This is a genomic window from Pseudomonas sp. AL10 (assembly GCF_029960685.1).
Taxonomy (GTDB): Bacteria; Pseudomonadota; Gammaproteobacteria; order Pseudomonadales; family Pseudomonadaceae; genus Aquipseudomonas; species Aquipseudomonas lactis.
In genome coordinates this window covers 15,058-33,633 of record NZ_JASBQZ010000049.1, presented here as the reverse complement: position 1 = coordinate 33,633, position 18,576 = coordinate 15,058, and the positions used below count along the sequence as shown (strand labels likewise).

Genomic DNA, 18,576 nt, shown 5'->3' with positions numbered 1-18,576 from the left:
GCTCGCTTCGCATCGTGGTTACCGTTGGCTGCTACAACCTACAAAATTGTGTAGAAGCTGCGACGGCGGTGTGTCAGAGGTCAATGTGCTGATTGAACCAGCGCTATCGCAGGCAAGCCAGCTCCCACAGTTGTAGGTATTTCAGGTCGGGATTTTCGGTGTGTGCAAGTGCGCTGTGGGGAATGCCTGTGCATACGCGTGACACACCCTAAGTACCTGTTCATCGGCAAACCGCGCGCCCACCACATGCAAGCCCACTGGCAAGCCATTTGCCGCCAACCCGCAGGGCACTGACGCCGCCGGTTGCTGGGTGAGGTTGAACGGGTAGGTGAACGGCGTCCATTCCATCCACTCAGTCATTCCCGAACCCGGCGGTACGTTGTGCCCGGCTTCGAATGCGGTGATCGGCATCATCGGCGACACCAGCACATCGTAATGCTCATGGAACGCGGCCATCCGTGCGACCAGCGCCGCGCGGGCTTCCAGCGCTCCGTTGAAATCATTCAGGCTCAAGCGTTCGCCCTGCTGTGCAATACGCAGCAACCCCGGGTCGAGCTGTTGCTTTTGCGCCTCGCTCATTGTGCCGGTCAGGCGTGCTGCGCCGGCAGCCCATAGGGTGCTGAACACCTCCAGCGGGTCGCTGAAGCCAGGGTCGATTTGTTCGACATGGGCGCCCAGTTGCACCAGGCCCTGCACCGCCTGATCCACCACCTGGGCGACCTGCGGGTCGAGCTTCGCATAGCCGAACGTGGGGCTGTAGGCGACACGTAATCCCTTCAAGTCCGCTCCTGGAGCGAGCCAGGGCGTGGTTCGCGGCGCGCCGATTAGGCCGTCCCGCGCATCTGGCTGCGCCACGGCTTGCAGCATCAGCACGCTGTCTTCCACGGTGCGCGTCATCGGCCCCAGGTGCGACAGGATTGTCATGGAACTGGCCGGCCATTGCGGCACATAGCCGAAGGTTGGCTTGATCCCGAAGGTGCCGGTAAACGCACAGGGAATGCGGATCGAGCCACCGGCGTCGCTGCCCTGGTGCAGCACGCCCAGGTTCAACGCCGCTGCCGCACCGGCGCCTCCGGACGAACCGCCGGCGGTGGTGCGCGTGTCCCACGGGTTGCGGGTGATGCCGTACAGCGGGTTGTCGGTCACGCCTTTCCAGCCGAATTCCGGCGTAGTGGTCTTGCCCAGCAGCACAGCGCCGGCCTTGCGCATGAAGGCCGAAAAGGGCGCGTCGACGTCCCATGGGCCCTCGGCACTGGAGGTGCGCGAGCCTTTGCGCGTGGGCATGCCGACCGTCAAGGTGAGGTCTTTGATCGACGCCGGTACGCCATCCAGTGCGCCGCAAGGTTCGCCTTTGAGCCAGCGCTGTTCCGACGCTCGCGCCGCGTCCAGTGCGCCTTGCGGGTCGACATGGCAGTAGGCATTCACCACCGGGTTGTAGCGCTCGATGCGCAGCAGCGCATCTTCAGTAACCTCCACGGGGGATAAGCTTTTGTCGCGAAAATGCTGCAACAGTTGCACCGCTGTCAGTTGGCCAATCTCACTCATGCCAGATCCCCCTGGGCCGCGTTCACCATGGCGCGCAGCAACACCGCGCAACCCGCCGCCAGGTCATCCGGCGCGGCGTTTTCGATTTCGTTATGGCTGATGCCGCCTTCGCACGGCACAAAGATCATCCCAGCCGGGCCCAGTTCGGCGACGAAGATCGCGTCATGCCCGGCGCCGCTGACGATGTCCATATGGCTCAAGCCCAATGCCTTGGCACCTTCACGCACGGCATTGACGCAGGCCGGGTGGAAGTCCAGCGGCGGGAAGTCGGCGGTGGGCGTCAGTTCAAACGTCAAGCCGTGGCGGGCAGTGGAGTCCTCGATCACGCTACGCACTTCGTCGACCATGGCTTGCAGCTTGTCGGCGTGCAGGTGACGCAGGTCGATGGTCATGTTTACTTGGCCGGGGATCACGTTGCGTGAGCCAGGGTGCAGGTTCAGGCAGCCGACGGTACCGCAGGCGTGAGGCTGATGCTGATGGGCGATACGGTTGACCGCGCTGACCACCTCGGCAGCGCCCACCAGGGCGTCCTTGCGCAGGTGCATGGGTGTAGGGCCCGCATGCGCCTCCACGCCAGTGAGGGTCAGGTCGAACCATTTCTGGCCCAGGCAGCCCATCACCACGCCCAGGGTAATGGCCTGGTCCTCCAGCACCGGGCCTTGCTCGATATGCGCTTCGAAATACGCCCCCACCGGGTGGCCCAGCGCCGCACGCGAACCTGCATAGCCGATGCGCTGCAATTCGGCGCCCACCGACAGGCCCTGGTCGTCGCGCTTGTCGAGGGTCTCCTGCAAGTCGAACTTCCCGGCAAATACCCCGGAGCCCATCATGCACGGCGGGAAGCGTGAGCCTTCTTCGTTGGTCCATACCACCACTTCGATGGGCGCCTGGGTTTCGATCTGCAAGTCATTGAGCGTGCGGATCACTTCCAGCCCGGCCATTACCCCGTAGCAACCGTCGAACTTGCCGCCGGTGGGCTGGGTGTCGATATGGCTGCCGGTCATCACCGGGGGCAGGGCGGGGTTGCGGCCAGGGCGCCGGGCGAAAATATTGCCGATGGCATCCACACTGACGCTGCACCCGGCGGCTTCGCACCACTGCACAAACAGGTCGCGGGCCTGGCGGTCCAGGTCGGTGAGGGCTAGGCGACACACGCCGCCCTTGGCCGTGGCGCCGAGCCGGGCCAGGTCCATCAGCGACTGCCACAAGCGGTCGCGGTTGATCAGCGGGGCATTGCTCTGGAGCGGTTGCGCAAGACTGTTCATCAGGAATCTCCACTCAGGCACTCAAGGCCAGGTATCGGTTTTTGATCGTCGGGTCGGCGCGGAAGTCAGCGGCGCTGCCTTCGTACACCACGCGGCCCTGTTCGAGCACGTAATGGCGGTCGGCGAGCTTGTCGCAGACCATCAGGTTCTGTTCCACCAGCAACACCGGCAGGCCCTCGTCCTTGACCTTGCGCAGGATCTTCACCAGCTCGTCAACGATCACAGGGGCCAGGCCTTCAGTGGGTTCGTCGAGGATCAGCAGCTTGGGATCGTTCAGCAGGGCGCGGGCGATGGCGAGCATCTGCTGTTCGCCGCCGGACAACGCGTGGCCGGCGTTTTTGCGCCGCTCCTTGAGGCGCGGGAACATGGCGTATACGTCTTCCAGTTGCCAGCGGCTGTGCTTGCGGGCGGCGATGCGCAGGTTTTCTTCCACCGTCAGCAGGCGGAAAATTCCGCGGTTTTCCGGTACCAGCGCCAGGCCTTGGCGCGCAATTTCAAAGATCTTTTGCCCGACCAGCGCCTGGCCGTTGAAGTGGATCTGGCCCTGGCGCGGGCAGATGATGCCGAGGATGCTGCGCAGGGTGGTGGTCTTGCCGGCACCGTTACGGCCGAGCAGGGTCACCAGTTCGCCGGGGTTGACGCTCAGCGACACACCCTCCAGCACATGGCTTTTGTCGTAGTAGGAATGGATATTCTCGACGATCAGCATCAGGCAGCCTCCCCAAGATAGGCAGTGCGCACACGTTCATCGGCGCGCACGAATTCCGGCGTGCCTTCCACCAGAATCTGCCCATGGCTCATCACCGTGATGCGCTGGCTGATGGACATGACGATGCTCATGTTGTGTTCGATCAGCAGCACCGTATGGTCGCGGCCAAGGTCGCTGATCAGTTGGGTCATGATCGGGATATCGTCGATGCCCATGCCCGAGGTGGGCTCGTCGAGCATCAACAGTTTGGGTTTGGAGCAGATCGACATGCCCACCTCCAGCACCCGTTGTTGGCCGTGGGACAACTCACCGGCCAGGGTGTCGGCACGTGCCGTGAGTTGCAGGCGTTCCAGCACCTGGTCGGCCATCTCCAGGTGTTCGCGCTGGCTGTCGACCCGACGCCAGAAATTCAAGGCTCGCACGCCGTCGCGGCCTTGGGCGGCCAGTCGCAGGTTCTCGCGCACGCTGAGGTTCTGGAACAGGCTGGTGAGTTGGAACGAGCGCGCCATGCCCAGGCCGACGCGGCCGTGGGCGGGCTTGCGCATCAGGTTCTTGCCGTCGAAATGGATCGCCCCGGCGGTGGCCTGGCGTTCGCCCGTCAGGCAATGAAACAGGCTAGTCTTGCCGGCGCCATTGGGGCCGATGATGGTGTGGATGGTGCCGGCTTCAACCTTGAGGTTGACGCCATTGACCGCATGGAACGCGCCGTAGGCCAGCTCCAGGTTTTGGGTTTCCAGCAAGATACTCATAGCCCGTCCTCCTTGGCGACGACCACGGCTTTGCGCGTGCCGCGCAGCTTTTCGAACAGCGACGCGAGGCCGCCCCACAAACCGCCGCGCATGAAGATCACCACCAGGATCAGGATCACCCCCAGCAGCATCAGCCAGCGCGGCCACAGGTCGGAGAGGAAATCCCCCAGCAGCACGATGGAGCCGGCACCCAGCAGTGAGCCGAACAGCGAGCCGGTGCCGCCGACGATGGTCATGATCAGGATGTTCTCGGACATCGCCAGGTCGATATTCGACAGCGGCACAAAGTGCAGCAGCATGGCGTACAGCGCCCCGGCAATCCCGGTGACCGCGCCGGACAGCACGAACACCAGGATCTTGAAGTGGCGCGTGTCGTAGCCGATGGCCGAGGCGCGGGTTTCATTTTCGCGAATCGCCATCAGCGTGCTGCCAAACGGTGAGGCGATCACCCGACGTGCGCCGATGAAGATCAGCAAGAACAGCACCGCGACAAAACCGTAGAACGCGCGGGCATCGGCCAGGGACAGCAGCACGGTGTCACCCACCCGGATTTCCGGGCGCGGCACGCTGAGGAGGCCGTTGTCGCCACCGGTCCAGTCGCTCAGGGTGTAGGCAACAAAGTAAGCCATCTGGCTGAACGCCAACGTGAGCATCACGAAATAAATGCCGGTGCGTCGAATCGCCAGGGCACCCACCAGCAAAGCCAGCACGCCGCCGGCCAGCGCCGCGCCCAGCAACGCGGTGAATAGGCCCAGTTGCAGGTGGATCATCAACAGCGCCGCGCAATAAGCGCCGGCGCCAAAGAAGATGCCTTGGCCGAAGGACAGCAGCCCGGTGTAGCCCAGCAGCAGGTTGCAGGCCAGGGCGGCCATGGCAAAGATCAGGATCTCGGTGGCCAGGGTCGCCGAGGGCAATACCAACGGCAGGCCGATCAGCACGGCCAGCACCCACAGCAACATGGCTCTGGATTGGGTCTTGGCGAACGGCAGGGGGTTTTTCTCGCTCATGTCAGGCTCTCCCGAACAGGCCGTAAGGGCGCACCAGAATCACCACGGCCATGGCGCCGTAGATCATCAGGCTCGCACCCTGGGGCCAGAGTGTGGTCATCAGGCTTTGCACCACGCCCACCAGCAAACCGCCGACCAGCGCACCGCTGAACGAGCCCATGCCGCCGATCACCACCACCACGAAGGCGATGCCCAAAATCTCCGGGCCGACGAAGGGCTGGGCGCCGCGCAAGGGTGCGAACAACACCCCGGCGACACCGGCCAGGGCGACGCCGAGGGCGAAGGTCATGGAGAACAGGCGGAAAATATTGGTGCCCAGCAGCGACACGGTTTCAGTGCTTTCACTGCCGGCGCGCACCAGGGCACCGAAGCGCGTGCGTTCCAGCAGCAGCCACAGGCCCAGGCCCACCAGCCCGGAAAACACAATGAGGAACAGGCGGTAGTAGGGATAGACAAAGTCACCCACCACCAGCACGCCGCGCAGCAGCTCTGGTACGGCGACGCTTTTGCCCACTGGGCCCCAGATCATCACGCTGGCTTCCTGGATGATCAGGGCGATCCCTAAGGTCACCAGAATCTGGAACATGTGCGGCAAGTGGTAGATGCGCTGGATCAGCAAGCGCTCGATCACCCAGGCCAGCGCGGCCACCACCAGCGGCGCGATCAGCAGCGCCAGCCAGAAGTTGCCGGTAAGGCTCACGGCGGTGTAGCAGATGTAGGCGCCGAGCAGGAAGAACGCGCCGTGGGCGAAGTTGACGAAGTTGAGCAAGCCGAAAATGATCGTCAGCCCCACCGCGATCAGGAAGTAGATCATCCCCAACCCGAGGCCGTTGAGAATCTGGAACAGGTACAGATTAAGCATGCAGGCACCCTCCGCAGACGGCCGCTTGCACGGCCCTGCGCGACAAAAGTTAAGCGGTCAGCCGAGTGTGCAGCCCGTCGCCTCGACTGCGGGGAACGACTGGCCAGCGCTGAGCACTTTGGCCAGGTCGTCCTTGTCGGCCATGTCGCCGCTGGCCTTGCCGATCAACAGGTAATAATCCTTGATCACCTGGTGGTCGCCGGCGCGGATCGACTCCTTGCCGGTCGGGCCTTCGTAGCTCAAGCCCTGCATGGCCTTGGCCACGGTCGGGCCGTCGAAGCTGCCGGTGGCAATGATGGTGTCGAGCATGACTTTGGTGCTGATGTAGTCGGCGGCCAGCGGGTAGGTAGGGTTGATGCCGTAGGTGGCCTGGGTGAGCTTGACCAGTTCACGGTTGAGCGGGGTGTCGACCTGATGCCAGTACTGCGCGCCCAGGTACACGCCTTCGAGCACATCGCTGCCCAGTTCCTGGAATTGATCCAGGCCGGCAGACCACACCAGCAAGACCTTCATGCGTTCCTTGATGCCGAAGTTCACCGCCTGGCGCAGGGTGTTGGACGATTGGCTGCCGAAGTTGAGCAGCACCAGCACATCGGGCTTGGTGGAAATGGCGTTGGTCAGATAGCCGGAGAATTCCTGTTCCTGCAGCGAGTGGTAGCTGTTGCCCACGTGTTCCAGGCCATGTTCCTTGAGCACGTTCTTGGCGCCTTCGAGCAAGGCTTCGCCGAACACGTATTGCGGGGTGATGGTGTACCAGCGCTTGGCGTCCGGCAGCAGCTTGATCAGCGGCACCATGGTTTCGCGGATCGCGCCGTAGGTGGGGACTGACCAGCGGAAGGTCGCCTTGTTGCAGTCCTTGCCTGTAACTTCATCGGCGCCCACCGGGGTCATGAACACGCCGCCGACCTTGTCCACTTCCTTGGCCACTGCCAGGGCGGAAGACGATAGCGTGCAGCCCTGGAAGAACCGCGCGCCGTCCTGCTGTATGGCCTCCTGCGCCTTGCGCACCGCCTTGCCGGCGTTGCCTTCGGTGTCGATGACCTTGTAGTTCAGCGGGCGGCCGAGCAATTGGGGGTGTTGTTGCACCGCCAGGCGCGAACCCATGTCGGCAAATTTGCCATAGCTGGCAAAGGCGCCAGACATGGACTTGAGGCCGTAAAAGGTAAAAGGCTCGGCGGCGAATGCCGAACGCACGCTCAGCGGAAGGCTGAGGGCGGCGGCTGCGGTGAGGCTGGCTTTCAATAACGTACGACGCTGCATGGGGTGACTCCCTGGTTTAGTTATTGGCAGGAGCGGCAAGGGCGATACGGTGGAGCAAGGGCCTGTGGGCAGGCTTGTTATTAGATGTGGGAGCTGGCTTGCCTGCGATGCAGGCGCCTCGGTATTACAGGGAAGGCCGAGTCGATGCCATCGCAGGCAAGCCAGCTCCCACATTGATCGGGTTCCCACATTGGATGTTCGGTGTGTTTAAGAGTGGTCGAACTCCAGTAGGAAGTGCGGGCTTACCTGGCCTTCCAGCGCGGTCATATGGTGTTCGGCATCGCACATGTGTTCATGCATCAAGCTGCGTACCGCGCTTTCATCCCCAGCGCGAAAGGCGATCAGCAGTTGCTTGTGATAGTCCAGGTTGGCCGCGTCGAACTGCTTGCGCTTGGGCTTGTAGGCCTTTTTCAGCACCACCAGATCGCGCAGCAAGTCATTGAGAAACTGCGCCATGAAACTCAGCAGCGGGTTGGGGCACGCCCGGGCCAGCAGGTTGTGGAACTCCAGTTCCGCCAGGCGCTGTTCGCGCTGGCCGGCTTCGCTGTCTTCGGGGGCGCTGCAAAACTCCACGTTGGCTTGCAGGGCGATGTAATCGTCTTCGCTCAAACGCCCCAGCACCGACACTGCCAGTTCCACTTCGATGACCTTGCGCAGTTGGTAGACCTGCTCGCCGTCCAGGTGCTGGAAGTGCAGGTAATTGCGCAAGGCGCGGCTGGCCGGTTCAGTGCCGGCCTGGTTCAAGTAGGCCCCGCCGCTGGGGCCGGTGCGTGTGCTCACCAGGCCTTCGACCTCCAGCGCCTTGAGCGCTTCGCGCGCCGAGCCCTTGGAGCACTGGAAACTTTCCATCAGCTCGCGTTCGGTGGGCAGGCGGTCGCCGGGCTTCAAGGCGTCGGTGACGATCGAGCGCTTGACCGACTCGACAATCACATCGGACAGCTTCTGGCGTTTGCGGCGTAGCGGTCGACTCAGCATGGCGGTGATTTATCGTATTAATGCGGATAAATAGTACTTAATAACGATTGGGCAGGGGCGTCAACGCAAGGGGTCGTTTTCGGTGAATAGGGGTCGTAAATGCGCAGGTTATTCCCAGGCGCCCAAATCCAGGCAGCGTGCGGACGCCGGCGGCTGTTTACCGTAAGCGAGGAAATCCCCCAGCCAACGGCTCACGCAGCCGTCGGCGCCTGCGTGTGCCGACTCCTTGAGCAAGAGTTGCTCGACACCGGTGGCGAGTGGTTCGCCAGGTTCGGTATTGATCAGCACCATGCGCCCGACGCGCTCGGGAAACAGCGTGCCATAGCGGCTGCCCAGGCGAGTGGCCGCGGCGTTGCCCAGGTAGTTGAGGCGTGCCTCGCCCAGTTGCCCGCGCACGAACTCCATATCCTGCGCGGCCTGTTCCACGCCATTGCCTTGGCGCAGGTCGCGGGTGCTCAGCTCGATCACGTCATAACGGTCGACCAGGGTGCGATAGGCCTGGGTGGCAAGCGACTCCCAGCGACTGGCCAGGTGAAGGACGAAAGGTGCGCCTTTGGCCTGTTGGGGGTCGCCTGCCTGGATGAACACCACACCCTCACGGTTGAGCGGCTGCCGTGCGCCTACCCGTGTCACGCTCAGGCGTATGCGGCCGCGCTGGGGGGCGGCATGGTCGCGGGGCACGCTGACCAGGCCGCATTGGGTGCGGCCAACCACTTCGGGGTCCAGGCGCGCTGTTGCAGTGAGTGGGCAGTCCAGCAACCAGTCGATCGCGGTGGGGGCGATCAAGGGCTCGGCCAACGCCAGGTTTGGTATCAGCCAGAAGCCGATGCAGGCCAGGCCGTTTACAAAAGCGCTGGGTTTCATCATGAGGTCCCGGGCATCCGTGTGATAACGGCTTTTTTACCAAGGACCTTGGGGTGGAAAATGTAAGGTGAAGAAACAGCTGGTGTATGAAATATGAGTTTCGTTTATCAGATATCGGTGTTCCAGCCACCGCCTAGCGCTTTGTACAGGGCGATGCTGGCCTGCAGGCGCGACAAACGCAGCAGTACGTTCTGGTCCTGGGCGTCGTACAGGGTACGCTGGGTTTCCAGTACCGTGAGCAGGTCTTCGGCGCCGGCCTCATAGCGGCTTTGGGCAATCTGGAAGGCGGTCTGCGCCTGGTGCAGTTCCTCGGTTTGCCACTGGCGTTGCTGGTCCAGGCGGGTGATGCTGCTGAGGGCTTTTTCCACATCGGCAAAGCCGTTGATGATCGCCCCGCGGTAGGTTTGCAGCAGTTCATCCTGGCGTGCCCGAGCCTTGTCGCGCTCGGCGCTCAGCCGGCCATTGTTGAAGATCGGCGCCATCAGGCCCGAGGTCAGTGTGTAGAAAGGGCTGCGCAGGATCTCTTCGGCCTTGGACGCGCCCGAGCCGAGCGTTGCGCCCAACGTCACCGTCGGCAGCATGGCCGCACGGGCCACCGTGACGTCGGCACTGGCCGCCGCCAACTGGGCCTCGGCCTGGGCGAGATCGGGGCGCCGGCTCAATAACTGGCTGGGCACGCCGGGCCCGATACTCGGCCAGCTCAGTGCATGGAAGGGTTCTGTGCCCAGGTCCAGGGCCTGCACGGGCTGGCCGAGCAAGGCGGCGAGGGTGATCTGCGATTCTTCGGCCGATTGCTCGATCAGCGGCAGTTGCCGTTGCTGACCGGCCACCAGGCTTTTCTGTTGTGCCAGTTCCAGGGCCGTGGCGGAACCGGCATCAAAGCGGGTCTGCACCAGGTTCAGCACATTGCGCGCATTCGCCAGGTTGAGCTCGGCAATCTGCAAACGCTGGCGTGCGGCCAGGGTTTGCGCGTAGCGGTCGGCGACGTTGCTGAGCAGGGTCAGCTCCACGTTGGCCTGATCGAACTCACTGGCCTGCAGGCTGTGCACGGCGCTGTCGCGCGCAGCGGCGCGGCCACCCCAGAAGTCGATTTCGTAGCTGGCCGTGAGGTTGGCGTCATAGTTGGTGACGGTCCTGTTGCTCTCGGTGGCGTCCAGCTCCGAGTTGCCGCTGCCGCGCAACAGCCGTTGACGGCTGGCGCCGAGGTTGAACTTCAGCTCCGGCAACAACGGTGCACCGGCGATCACCGCCGTGGCCTGGGCCTGGCGGACACGCGCCATGGCCGCCGTTACGTCGAAGCTGTCACGGCGGGCCTGGTCGATCAGGCGGTTCAACGCCGGGCTGCCAAACTGCGTCCACCAGTGTTGGTTGGTGGCTTGGTTTACCTCGTGCTCGGCATAGTGCCAAGCGGCGGGCGCAGCGATGCCGCTGTCGATGGCGGGCGGGTTAGCGCCACAGGCCGTGAGCAACAGGCACACACTGAGCGCTGACAGTTGTGGAGTGAGAGATCGTTTATTCACTGGTCAACGCCTTAACCGGATCGAGCCGGGCAGCTTTACGGGCCGGCATAAAGCCGAATACGACACCGGTAACCAATGCACAGCCAAACGCACCGAGCACCGCCACCAGGGAAAACTGCACCGCCACTTCAGCCAGTACCAGCACGCCGCCCACCAGCAAGGCCAGGGCAATACCGAACAGGCCACCGACCACCGAGAGCATCACCGCTTCGGTGAGGAACTGGCGCAGGATGTCGCGCTGGCGTGCCCCGGTGGCCATGCGGATGCCGATTTCACGGGTGCGTTCGCGCACGGTCATCAACATGATATTCATCACGCCGATGCCGCCCACCAACAGCGAAATCGCCGCAATCGAGCCGAGCATCAGCGACAGGGTGTTCTGGGTACGCGCTTCGGCCTGGATCATCGCGGCATTGTTGGTCAACTCGTAGTCGCGCTTGCCGTTGTGCAACTTCAGCATCAGTTGGTCGATGGCGCGTTCGGCTTCATGCACCTTGCGCGCATCGGTGGTGGCAATCGCCACGTATTCGGGGTTGTAGCTGCCGAACAGGCGGACACTGGCGGCGCTGTAAGGAATGGCGACACGGTCGTCACTGTCCTTGTTGCCGGAGCTGGAGCCTTTTTCCGCGAGCACGCCGACCACCTGGAAGGGCACGTTCTCGATCAGGATGTACTGGCCGATGGGGTTGGCCACGTCCTTGAACAACTTTTGGCGGATGCGCGCGCCGATCACGGCGACCGTGGCGGCGGCGCGTTCGTCGGCCTCGGTGAAATAGCTACCCTCGACCACCGGCCAGTTGAAAATCTCCGGGAAGTTGGTGTCGTTGCCCCCCACATAGGCCATGTAGTCGACATTGCCGAAGCGCACGCCCGCGTCGGTGCCGTTGACCGGCATGATGCGCTTGACCTGCGGCAGCGTCGCCAGGGCGGCGACGTCGTTGAGGGACACAATACCCAGCGGCGTACGCGGGTTGGGTGAAGAACCGCTGAGGTAGATGATATTGGAGCCGAACGCGCCCATTTGCGCCATGACCTGGCGCTTGCTGCCTTCGCCCACCGCCAGCATCACCACCACCGACGCGACGCCGATGATAATGCCCAGCAGCGTCAGCGCCGTGCGAAAACGGTTGATCCACATCACCCGCCAGGCGGCTTGCACCGCGTCCAGCAATTCGGCTTTCCAGGCACCGTTGTGCTCGGCGCCGTCGGCCAGGCGTTGGCGCAGGTCCACGGCGTGCAAGGCGCCGGCCGCCAGGCTGGGTATGGCCGCGCGGGTGTCAGCCGAATCGCTGATGATCTGGCCGTCGCGAATCTCGATGATGCGGTTGGCCCGCGCCGCCACTTCACGGTCGTGGGTAATCAGGATGACCACATGGCCCTGGCTCGCCAGTTCGTCGAGCAAGGCCATGACCTCCGCGCCGCTGTGGCTGTCGAGGGCGCCGGTGGGTTCATCGGCGAGGATGATATGGCCGCCGTTCATCAGGGCGCGGGCGATGGACACCCGTTGCTGTTGCCCACCGGACAACTGGTGCGGCCGATTGCCGGTGCGTTCGGCCAGGCCCAGGCGGGTGAGCAGGGCGCGTGCGCGGGCATGACGCTCGGTGGCGCTGATACCGGCATAGATCGCCGGCATCTCGACGTTTTCCTGGGCAGAGCCTGAGGGAATCAAATGGTAGCCCTGGAACACAAAACCGAAGGCTTCGCGGCGCAGCCAGGCCAGTTCGTCGCTGCCCAGGTGGGCGACGTTTTCCCCGGCGAACAGGTAGTCGCCCTCGGTGGGGCGGTCGAGGCAGCCGAGGATGTTCATCAGCGTCGATTTACCCGAGCCCGACGCGCCGACAATGGCGACGAACTCGCCGGCATGGATCGACAGGTCAATGCCACGCAACACATCGACCTGCGGGCTGTCGCCGCCGCCGTAGGATTTGCGAATGCCTTTGAGTTCAATCAGCGGCGTGGTCAATTCAGCCCCCATGGCTGTCAGCCGGGCCGATCAACAGGTGGTCGCCCTCGTTCAGCCCGCCGAGTACTTCGACGCGCAGGCGGTCGCTGATGCCCAGGCGCACTTCGCGGTCTTCGATGGCACCGTTTTTGGCCACCACCCGGGCGATTTGCGCTGCGGAGCCAGGCACGCCTTGCAAGGCTGCGACCGGTACGGTGAGGGCATCTTTAACCTGGCTTGCGACGAAAAAGACCTGGGTGGTCATCTCGGCCATCAGCGCGTTGTCGGCGTTGTCTACGTCGAGCAGCACCGTGTACAGCACCACTCGGCCAGTGCCGCTCTTGCTGGTACTGCTCGGGCTGCCGTTGCTCTGGGTTTCGTTCAAGGGCTTGGGCGGGATCGGCAGGATCTGGCGCACGGTGCTGGTCCAGCGCCGGCTGCCACCGCTCAGGGTGGTGAAATACGCGCTCATGCCGGGTTTGACATGGCCGATGTCGGCTTCGGAAACTTCCGCCCACACGGTCATGGGCGACAGCTTGGCGATGCGCAGGATCAGCGGGGTTTGCTGTTGCGCGTTGAGGGTCTGGCCGACGCGCGCGTCCACGGCCACCACGGTGCCGGTCATCGGCGCGTAGATGCGCGTGTAGCCCAACTCGGCTTCGTCGCTGCGCAGGCTGGCCTGGGCCTGGCGGATCTGTGCCTGGAACATCTCGACCCGTGCCTGGGTCGCGTTGAGTTCAGCCTTGGCGGTCTGCACGTCTTCCTCGCGGGTGGCGTTGCCGGCACTCAGGCGCTGCTGGCGCTGGTACTTCTGGCGGGCCAGTTGGTGCTGGGCTTTCTGCTCCTGCAACTGGGCCTGCAGGTTTTCGATGGCATAGCGGCTGGCGTCGAGCTTGGCTTTTTGCGTGGCGGGGTCGATCTCCACCAGCAACTGGCCCTCTTGGACCTGGTCGCCGGCCTCGACGTGGATCTTGCGGATCTGCCCGGAGGCCTGGGCGCCGACGTCTACGTAACGTCGCGGTTGCAGGGTGCCCAGGGCGGTGACGCTGTTTTCGATGTCGGCGCGGGTCACGGTGACGGTGGTCAGGGCATCGCGGCCCGGCGTCAGGCCCTGCCAGGTGGCAAACGCAACGATGGGAATCAGGCACGCCACCACAAGCAGGGCGCGTCGGGCAGGTCGAGGGCGTTTCATCGGTAGCTTCCAGCCAGGAAAGTTCGGGGCGCAGTCGCGCAGAGCTGACAGGTAAACGAGGAAAATGCCCCGGGATTTAGGCTGTTACATAAGTAGTTACAGCTCGGTTGGAGAAAAAATTCGACCGCTGACGAGAGAGTTCTTTAAAAGTAGATGAGAATTACTATAAATTGCACACGCTCAAACTGCCATCATCGGTGATGGCAAAACCGCCATTGGTTGCGGGTGCATTCAGGTAAGCGGATGTGCTCTTGGGTTTTTCGCGAGCAAGCTCGCTCCTACAGGGGGGGGGGCGTCGTTGGTATTAAGGCCGTGGGGTCAGGAGTCATGGTGGAAAACTACTATCGCGAGCTGGTGTGTTTCCTCAACGCCAAGCTGGGCAACCGTCAGGTGGCCGAAGATGTGGTGCATGACGCTTATGTGCGGGTGCTCGAACGCTCCAGCGACACCCCGATCGAACAACCGCGCGCCTTCCTGTACCGCACCGCCTTGAACCTGGTGATCGACGGCCATCGGCGCAATGCCGTGCGCCAAGCCGAGCCCCTGGAGGTGCTGGACAGCGAAGAGCGCTTCGCCGCCTGTTCCCCCCACGCCAGCCACGATCAGGGCCAGCGCCTGGAGATGCTCGAGCGCGCCTTGGCCGAGTTGCCGGCGGCCTGTCGCGACAGTTTCCTGTTGCGCAAACTCGAAGGCCTGTCCCACGTGCAAATCGCCGAACGCCTGGGCATTTCCCGCAGCCTGGTGGAAAAACACATCGTCAATGCGATGAAGCACTGCCGGGTGCGCATGCGCGAGTGGGAAGCGCACTGATCGGCTGTTAGTTAAATTTTATTTCACTGTCCTCGTTTCCTATCAACACACGGCCTGTTGTTCAGGCCATGAAGGTATTCCCGCCCCATCGCCAAGGGGCTTATCCAGAGGACACTGGAATGACACAGGCAATTGCTTCGCCCGCGGTTCATGACCTGATCGGGATCGGTTTCGGCCCTTCGAACCTGGCGCTGGCCATCGCCCTGCAGGAGCGTGAAAAGGCCCAGGGCAAGCTGGACGTGCTGTTTCTCGACAAACAAGCCGACTACCGCTGGCACGGCAATACCCTGGTGACCCAGAGCGAACTGCAGATTTCCTTCCTCAAGGACCTGGTGACCCTGCGCAACCCCACCAGCCCGTACTCCTTCGTCAACTACCTCAAGGCCCACGAACGCTTGGTGGACTTCATCAACCTGGGCACCTTCTATCCCTGCCGCATGGAGTACAACGATTACCTGCGCTGGGTGGCGGGGCAGTTCCAGGCCCAGGCCAACTACGGTGAAGAAGTGCTGGCCATTGAGCCGATCCTGCATCAGCAGCAGGTCGAGGCGTTGCGCGTGATCTCCCGCGATGCCCAGGGCGAGCAGCATGTGCGCACCACCCGTTCGGTGGTGGTCAGCGCCGGTGGCACGCCGCGCGTCCCCGAGGCATTCAAGGCGCTCAAGGGCGACAGCCGGGTGTTCCACCATTCCCAGTACCTGGAGCGCATGGCCAACCAGCCGTGCGTAGACGGCAAGCCGATGCGCATCGCCGTGATCGGCGGTGGCCAGAGCGCGGCCGAAGCCTTTATCGACCTCAATGACAGCTTCCCGTCGGTGCAGGTCGACATGATCCTGCGCGGCTCGGCGCTCAAGCCAGCCGACGACAGCCCGTTCGTCAACGAAGTGTTCTCACCAGCTTTCACTGACCTGGTGTTCCAGCAAGTCGGTGCCGAGCGTGAGCGTTTGGTCGCCGAGTACCAGAACACCAACTACTCGGTGGTGGACCTGGACCTGATCGAGCGCATCTACGGGATTTTCTACCGCCAGAAAGTCTCCGGCATCGCCCGCCAGGCGTTCCGCACCCTGACCGTAGTGGAGAAAGCCACCCCAGGCCCGCTGGGTATCGAACTGGCCCTGCGCAATAGCGCCACCGGCGAAACCAGCCTCAACCATTACGACGCGGTAATCCTGGCCACCGGCTACGAGCGCCAGATGCACCGTGAACTGCTGGCGCCGCTGGAGGCCTACATGGGCGACTTCGAAGTGGCCCGCGACTACCGCATCGTCACCGACGAACGCTGCAAGGCCGGCATCTACATCCAGGGCTTCAGCCAGGCCAGCCATGGCTTGAGCGATACCTTGCTGTCGGTGCTGCCGATTCGGGCGGATGAGATTGCGGCATCGTTGTATGAGCACGATCGAAACCGCGACAAGGGACGTTCGGTGCAGGACTTGCTCCTGGCTACTGCCAGCTGACCGATCCCCTGTAGGAGCGAGCTTGCTCGCGAAGAACGTCAACGATAACGCGCCTCATCTGAATGAACGCGGCGCTCTTGCCTTCTTCGCGAGCAAGCTCGCTCCTACAGACGGCACTTGTGACAAGGTGTGGCTATTGGTACTGTACAAAAAACCAGTATCGGTAGCCCTCCATGCAGTTGATCGAAAAACTCAGCATCCTCGCCGACGCCGCCAAGTACGACGCGTCCTGCGCCAGCAGTGGTGCGCCCAAGCGCAGTTCCGAGGGCAAGGCGGGGCTGGGTTCCACCAATGGCATGGGCATCTGCCACAGCTACACGCCCGATGGCCGTTGCGTGTCGTTGCTCAAGGTGTTGCTCACCAACTTCTGCCTCTACGACTGCCAATACTGCGTCAACCGCCGCTCCAGCGACGTGCCCCGTGCGCGCTTCAGCCCGGAGGAGGTGGTCACCCTGACCCTGGATTTCTACAAGCGCAATTGCGTCAGCGGGCTGTTCCTCAGCTCCGGCATCATCCGTTCGTCGGACTACACCATGGAGCAACTGGTGCGGGTCGCCAAGCTGCTGCGCGAAGAGCATGACTTTCGCGGTTATATCCACCTCAAGACCATCCCCGATGCCGACCCGGCCCTGATCGCCGAGGCCGGCCGTTATGCCGATCGCCTCAGCGTGAACATCGAACTGCCCACCGACGCCAGCCTGCAAACCCTGGCGCCCGAGAAGCAGATCGGCTCGATCAAGCAGGCCATGCAGACCATCTACACCGGCGAGCAGACGGTGCTCAATGAACCCCGCGCGCCTCGTTTCGCCCCGGCCGGGCAGAGCACGCAGATGATCGTCGGCGCCGATGACACCGACGACAGCACCATCCTGCACGGTGCCGAGGCGTTGTACGGCAATTTCAAGCTGCGCCGTGTGTATTACTCGGCATTCAGCCCCATTCCCAACAGCCCGAAAAGCGTGCCTTTAGCCGCGCCGCCGCTGATGCGCGAGCACCGCTTGTACCAGGCTGATTTCCTGTTGCGCAGTTACGGTTTCCGCGCCAATGAGCTGTTCGCCGGCCCCGGTGACCTGGCACTGGATATCGACCCCAAGCTGGCCTGGGCCCTGGAGCACCGCGAGGTGTTCCCCCTGGACCTGAACCGCGCCGAGCCCACCCTGATCGCACGTATCCCCGGCATCGGCCTGCGCACCACCCAGCGCCTGGTCGACCTGCGCCGTGAACGCAAGATCCGCTTCGAAGACCTGGCGCGCATGCGCTGCGTGTTGGCCAAGGCCAAGCCGTTTTTCATCACCAGCGACTACCACCCGCAACAGGCCGACAGCACCAGTGTGTTGCTGCGTGAACAACTGCGTGATCGCCCGCAGCCGCAACAGATGGGGCTGTGGGGATGATCAGCCTGGAATGCGACAACCTGTTCAGCACCTGGCGCGAACAGGCCCGCTGGTTGCTCAGCCATCAGGTCGACCCTAGCCAGGTGAGCTGGGGCCAGATGCAGGCGGCAGACCTGTTTGCTACCGATCAACCGATCCCACCAGGGATGGGGCCGTTTCAGGCGCGCATACCCAAGGCGTTGTTGCAATTACTGGAGTCCGCTGCCTGTTATCACGGTGATCAGCGCTGGAGCCTGCTGTATGAAGTGCTGTGGCGGGTCAGCCATGGTGATCGCACGGCCATGCTGGCAGGGGACAAGCTTGGCAGCGAGTTGCAACGGCGCATCAAGCAAGTCAGCCGGGAGGCCCACCACTTGCACGCGTTTGTGCGCTTCATCGCGCTGCCGGCCGGGGCCGGGTCGGAACTGCCGGAGTACGTGGCCTGGCATGAGCCGGCCCATGACATTCTCAAGAGCGCCAGCGAGCACTTTGTCGGGCGCATGGGCCGCCACCGCTGGATGATCGCCACGCCCCTGGACGGGGTGTACTACGACGGCGAACAACTGATTCATCAGCGCCAGTGCCCCGAGGCCTGGCAGCAACTGGCACAGAATGTTGAAGATCCCCACAGCGCCATGTGGCTGACCTACTACAGCCACATCTTCAACCCGGCGCGGCTCAATCCCAAAGTGATGGAAGGGCATTTGCCCAGCCGCTTCTGGAAGAATTTGCCGGAGGGCAAGTTGATTCCGGGGCTGATCAGTGAAGCCCGCACGGGCAAGCAGAAAGATGGGCAGGCGAAGCTGGTGGGTGCCAAGCCAGGCAAAAGAATATTAAGTGGGCAGGGGTGAATGATCGTTCCCACGCTCTGCGTGGGAATGCCACCCTGGACGCTCCGCGTCTGCTCTTGAAGTTTTGTGACGCGGAGCGTCATTGGATGCATTCCCACGCAGAGCGTGGGAACGAGCTAGCTGGATCAGGCCAGTTCGGTTGATCGTTCCCACGCTCTGCGTGGGAATGCCACCCTGGACGCTCCGCGTCTGCTC

General features: G+C 63.1%; 16 protein-coding genes and 1 pseudogene. 5 read left to right on the top strand and 12 right to left on the bottom strand.

Annotated features, from left to right (window positions below; genetic code table 11):
• Positions 1 to 141 precede the first annotated feature (141 nt).
• The 12 genes from QK296_RS26030 to QK296_RS25975 all read right to left on the bottom strand — a co-directional run bounded on the left by QK296_RS26030 (position 142) and on the right by QK296_RS25975 (position 13,890).
• Entirely contained in the window at positions 142 to 1,545 is a 1,404-nt protein-coding gene (locus tag QK296_RS26030; protein WP_282391813.1) for an amidase, read from the bottom strand.
• The gene (locus QK296_RS26025) at positions 1,542 to 2,810 is read right to left on the bottom strand and encodes a Zn-dependent hydrolase (protein WP_003192345.1); all 1,269 of its coding nucleotides are present in this window, start codon (positions 2,808 to 2,810) and stop codon (positions 1,542 to 1,544) included. Before QK296_RS26025 ends, QK296_RS26030 begins: the two co-directional genes overlap by 4 nt.
• A gap of 13 nt (positions 2,811 to 2,823) precedes the next feature.
• Positions 2,824 to 3,519 carry an ABC transporter ATP-binding protein gene (locus QK296_RS26020; RefSeq protein WP_003192343.1) on the bottom strand — a complete coding sequence of 232 codons (696 nt, stop codon included), beginning with the start codon at positions 3,517 to 3,519 and terminating at the stop codon, positions 2,824 to 2,826.
• Complete coding sequence (locus QK296_RS26015) at positions 3,519 to 4,268, bottom strand: ABC transporter ATP-binding protein (protein WP_003192341.1); 750 nt, start codon at positions 4,266 to 4,268, stop codon at positions 3,519 to 3,521. Before QK296_RS26015 ends, QK296_RS26020 begins: the two co-directional genes overlap by 1 nt.
• On the bottom strand, positions 4,265 to 5,275 hold the full coding sequence (locus QK296_RS26010) for a branched-chain amino acid ABC transporter permease (protein ID WP_282391812.1): 1,011 nt from the start codon (positions 5,273 to 5,275) through the stop codon (positions 4,265 to 4,267). The genes QK296_RS26015 and QK296_RS26010 overlap by 4 nt, the downstream gene beginning before the upstream one ends.
• A gap of 1 nt (position 5,276) precedes the next feature.
• On the bottom strand, positions 5,277 to 6,137 hold the full coding sequence (locus tag QK296_RS26005) for a branched-chain amino acid ABC transporter permease (RefSeq protein ID WP_003192337.1): 861 nt from the start codon (positions 6,135 to 6,137) through the stop codon (positions 5,277 to 5,279).
• A gap of 57 nt (positions 6,138 to 6,194) precedes the next feature.
• A complete protein-coding gene (locus QK296_RS26000; protein ID WP_282391810.1) occupies positions 6,195 to 7,397 on the bottom strand; it encodes an ABC transporter substrate-binding protein in 1,203 nt (400 codons plus the stop codon).
• Between the two features lie 207 nt (positions 7,398 to 7,604).
• Positions 7,605 to 8,372 carry an FCD domain-containing protein gene (locus QK296_RS25995; protein WP_003192333.1) on the bottom strand — a complete coding sequence of 256 codons (768 nt, stop codon included), beginning with the start codon at positions 8,370 to 8,372 and terminating at the stop codon, positions 7,605 to 7,607.
• A gap of 108 nt (positions 8,373 to 8,480) precedes the next feature.
• Complete coding sequence (locus tag QK296_RS25990; protein WP_003192332.1) at positions 8,481 to 9,236, bottom strand: hypothetical protein; 756 nt, start codon at positions 9,234 to 9,236, stop codon at positions 8,481 to 8,483.
• Positions 9,237 to 9,343: 107 nt separating this feature from the next.
• Positions 9,344 to 10,756 (bottom strand): efflux transporter outer membrane subunit, encoded by a 1,413-nt coding sequence (locus QK296_RS25985; RefSeq protein ID WP_282391808.1) that lies wholly within the window; start codon positions 10,754 to 10,756, stop codon positions 9,344 to 9,346.
• Positions 10,749 to 12,731, bottom strand: a complete 1,983-nt coding sequence (locus QK296_RS25980; protein ID WP_161794330.1) for a MacB family efflux pump subunit — start codon at positions 12,729 to 12,731, stop codon at positions 10,749 to 10,751. The genes QK296_RS25985 and QK296_RS25980 overlap by 8 nt, the downstream gene beginning before the upstream one ends.
• On the bottom strand, positions 12,721 to 13,890 hold the full coding sequence (locus tag QK296_RS25975) for an efflux RND transporter periplasmic adaptor subunit (protein ID WP_282391803.1): 1,170 nt from the start codon (positions 13,888 to 13,890) through the stop codon (positions 12,721 to 12,723). The genes QK296_RS25980 and QK296_RS25975 overlap by 11 nt, the downstream gene beginning before the upstream one ends.
• A gap of 327 nt (positions 13,891 to 14,217) precedes the next feature.
• Here QK296_RS25975 and QK296_RS25970 point away from each other — a divergent pair, with 327 nt between their 5' ends.
• From QK296_RS25970 to QK296_RS25950, 5 genes and pseudogenes are all read left to right on the top strand, one after another.
• Positions 14,218 to 14,700 (top strand): sigma-70 family RNA polymerase sigma factor, encoded by a 483-nt coding sequence (locus QK296_RS25970; RefSeq protein WP_003192325.1) that lies wholly within the window; start codon positions 14,218 to 14,220, stop codon positions 14,698 to 14,700.
• Between the two features lie 119 nt (positions 14,701 to 14,819).
• The gene (locus tag QK296_RS25965) at positions 14,820 to 16,157 is read left to right on the top strand and encodes a SidA/IucD/PvdA family monooxygenase (RefSeq protein WP_282391801.1); all 1,338 of its coding nucleotides are present in this window, start codon (positions 14,820 to 14,822) and stop codon (positions 16,155 to 16,157) included.
• A 22-nt stretch (positions 16,158 to 16,179) separates the two neighbouring features.
• Positions 16,180 to 16,266, top strand: a pseudogene (locus QK296_RS25960) (outer membrane lipoprotein carrier protein LolA); the annotation flags it as partial.
• A gap of 64 nt (positions 16,267 to 16,330) precedes the next feature.
• Positions 16,331 to 17,551, top strand: coding sequence for a putative DNA modification/repair radical SAM protein (locus tag QK296_RS25955; RefSeq protein ID WP_003192321.1), 1,221 nt, complete (start codon positions 16,331 to 16,333; stop codon positions 17,549 to 17,551).
• Positions 17,548 to 18,381, top strand: coding sequence for a TIGR03915 family putative DNA repair protein (locus tag QK296_RS25950; RefSeq protein ID WP_137204342.1), 834 nt, complete (start codon positions 17,548 to 17,550; stop codon positions 18,379 to 18,381). The genes QK296_RS25955 and QK296_RS25950 overlap by 4 nt, the downstream gene beginning before the upstream one ends.
• Positions 18,382 to 18,576 lie beyond the last annotated feature (195 nt).

What these genes read in the sequence shown, in the direction of transcription:
- QK296_RS26020 (WP_003192343.1), bottom strand. Translation starts at nt 3,519, where the DNA reads ATGCTGATCGTCGAGAATATCCATTCCTACTACGACAAAAGCCATGTG.
- QK296_RS25955 (WP_003192321.1), top strand. Translation starts at nt 16,331, where the DNA reads ATGCAGTTGATCGAAAAACTCAGCATCCTCGCCGACGCCGCCAAGTAC.
- QK296_RS26030 (WP_282391813.1), bottom strand. Translation starts at nt 1,545, where the DNA reads ATGAGTGAGATTGGCCAACTGACAGCGGTGCAACTGTTGCAGCATTTT.
- QK296_RS25970 (WP_003192325.1), top strand. Translation starts at nt 14,218, where the DNA reads ATGGTGGAAAACTACTATCGCGAGCTGGTGTGTTTCCTCAACGCCAAG.
- QK296_RS25950 (WP_137204342.1), top strand. Translation starts at nt 17,548, where the DNA reads ATGATCAGCCTGGAATGCGACAACCTGTTCAGCACCTGGCGCGAACAG.
- QK296_RS25965 (WP_282391801.1), top strand. Translation starts at nt 14,820, where the DNA reads ATGACACAGGCAATTGCTTCGCCCGCGGTTCATGACCTGATCGGGATC.
- QK296_RS26015 (WP_003192341.1), bottom strand. Translation starts at nt 4,268, where the DNA reads ATGAGTATCTTGCTGGAAACCCAAAACCTGGAGCTGGCCTACGGCGCG.
- QK296_RS26005 (WP_003192337.1), bottom strand. Translation starts at nt 6,137, where the DNA reads ATGCTTAATCTGTACCTGTTCCAGATTCTCAACGGCCTCGGGTTGGGG.
- QK296_RS25990 (WP_003192332.1), bottom strand. Translation starts at nt 9,236, where the DNA reads ATGAAACCCAGCGCTTTTGTAAACGGCCTGGCCTGCATCGGCTTCTGG.
- QK296_RS26025 (WP_003192345.1), bottom strand. Translation starts at nt 2,810, where the DNA reads ATGAACAGTCTTGCGCAACCGCTCCAGAGCAATGCCCCGCTGATCAAC.
- QK296_RS25995 (WP_003192333.1), bottom strand. Translation starts at nt 8,372, where the DNA reads ATGCTGAGTCGACCGCTACGCCGCAAACGCCAGAAGCTGTCCGATGTG.
- QK296_RS25975 (WP_282391803.1), bottom strand. Translation starts at nt 13,890, where the DNA reads ATGAAACGCCCTCGACCTGCCCGACGCGCCCTGCTTGTGGTGGCGTGC.
- QK296_RS26000 (WP_282391810.1), bottom strand. Translation starts at nt 7,397, where the DNA reads ATGCAGCGTCGTACGTTATTGAAAGCCAGCCTCACCGCAGCCGCCGCC.
- QK296_RS26010 (WP_282391812.1), bottom strand. Translation starts at nt 5,275, where the DNA reads ATGAGCGAGAAAAACCCCCTGCCGTTCGCCAAGACCCAATCCAGAGCC.
- QK296_RS25980 (WP_161794330.1), bottom strand. Translation starts at nt 12,731, where the DNA reads ATGGGGGCTGAATTGACCACGCCGCTGATTGAACTCAAAGGCATTCGC.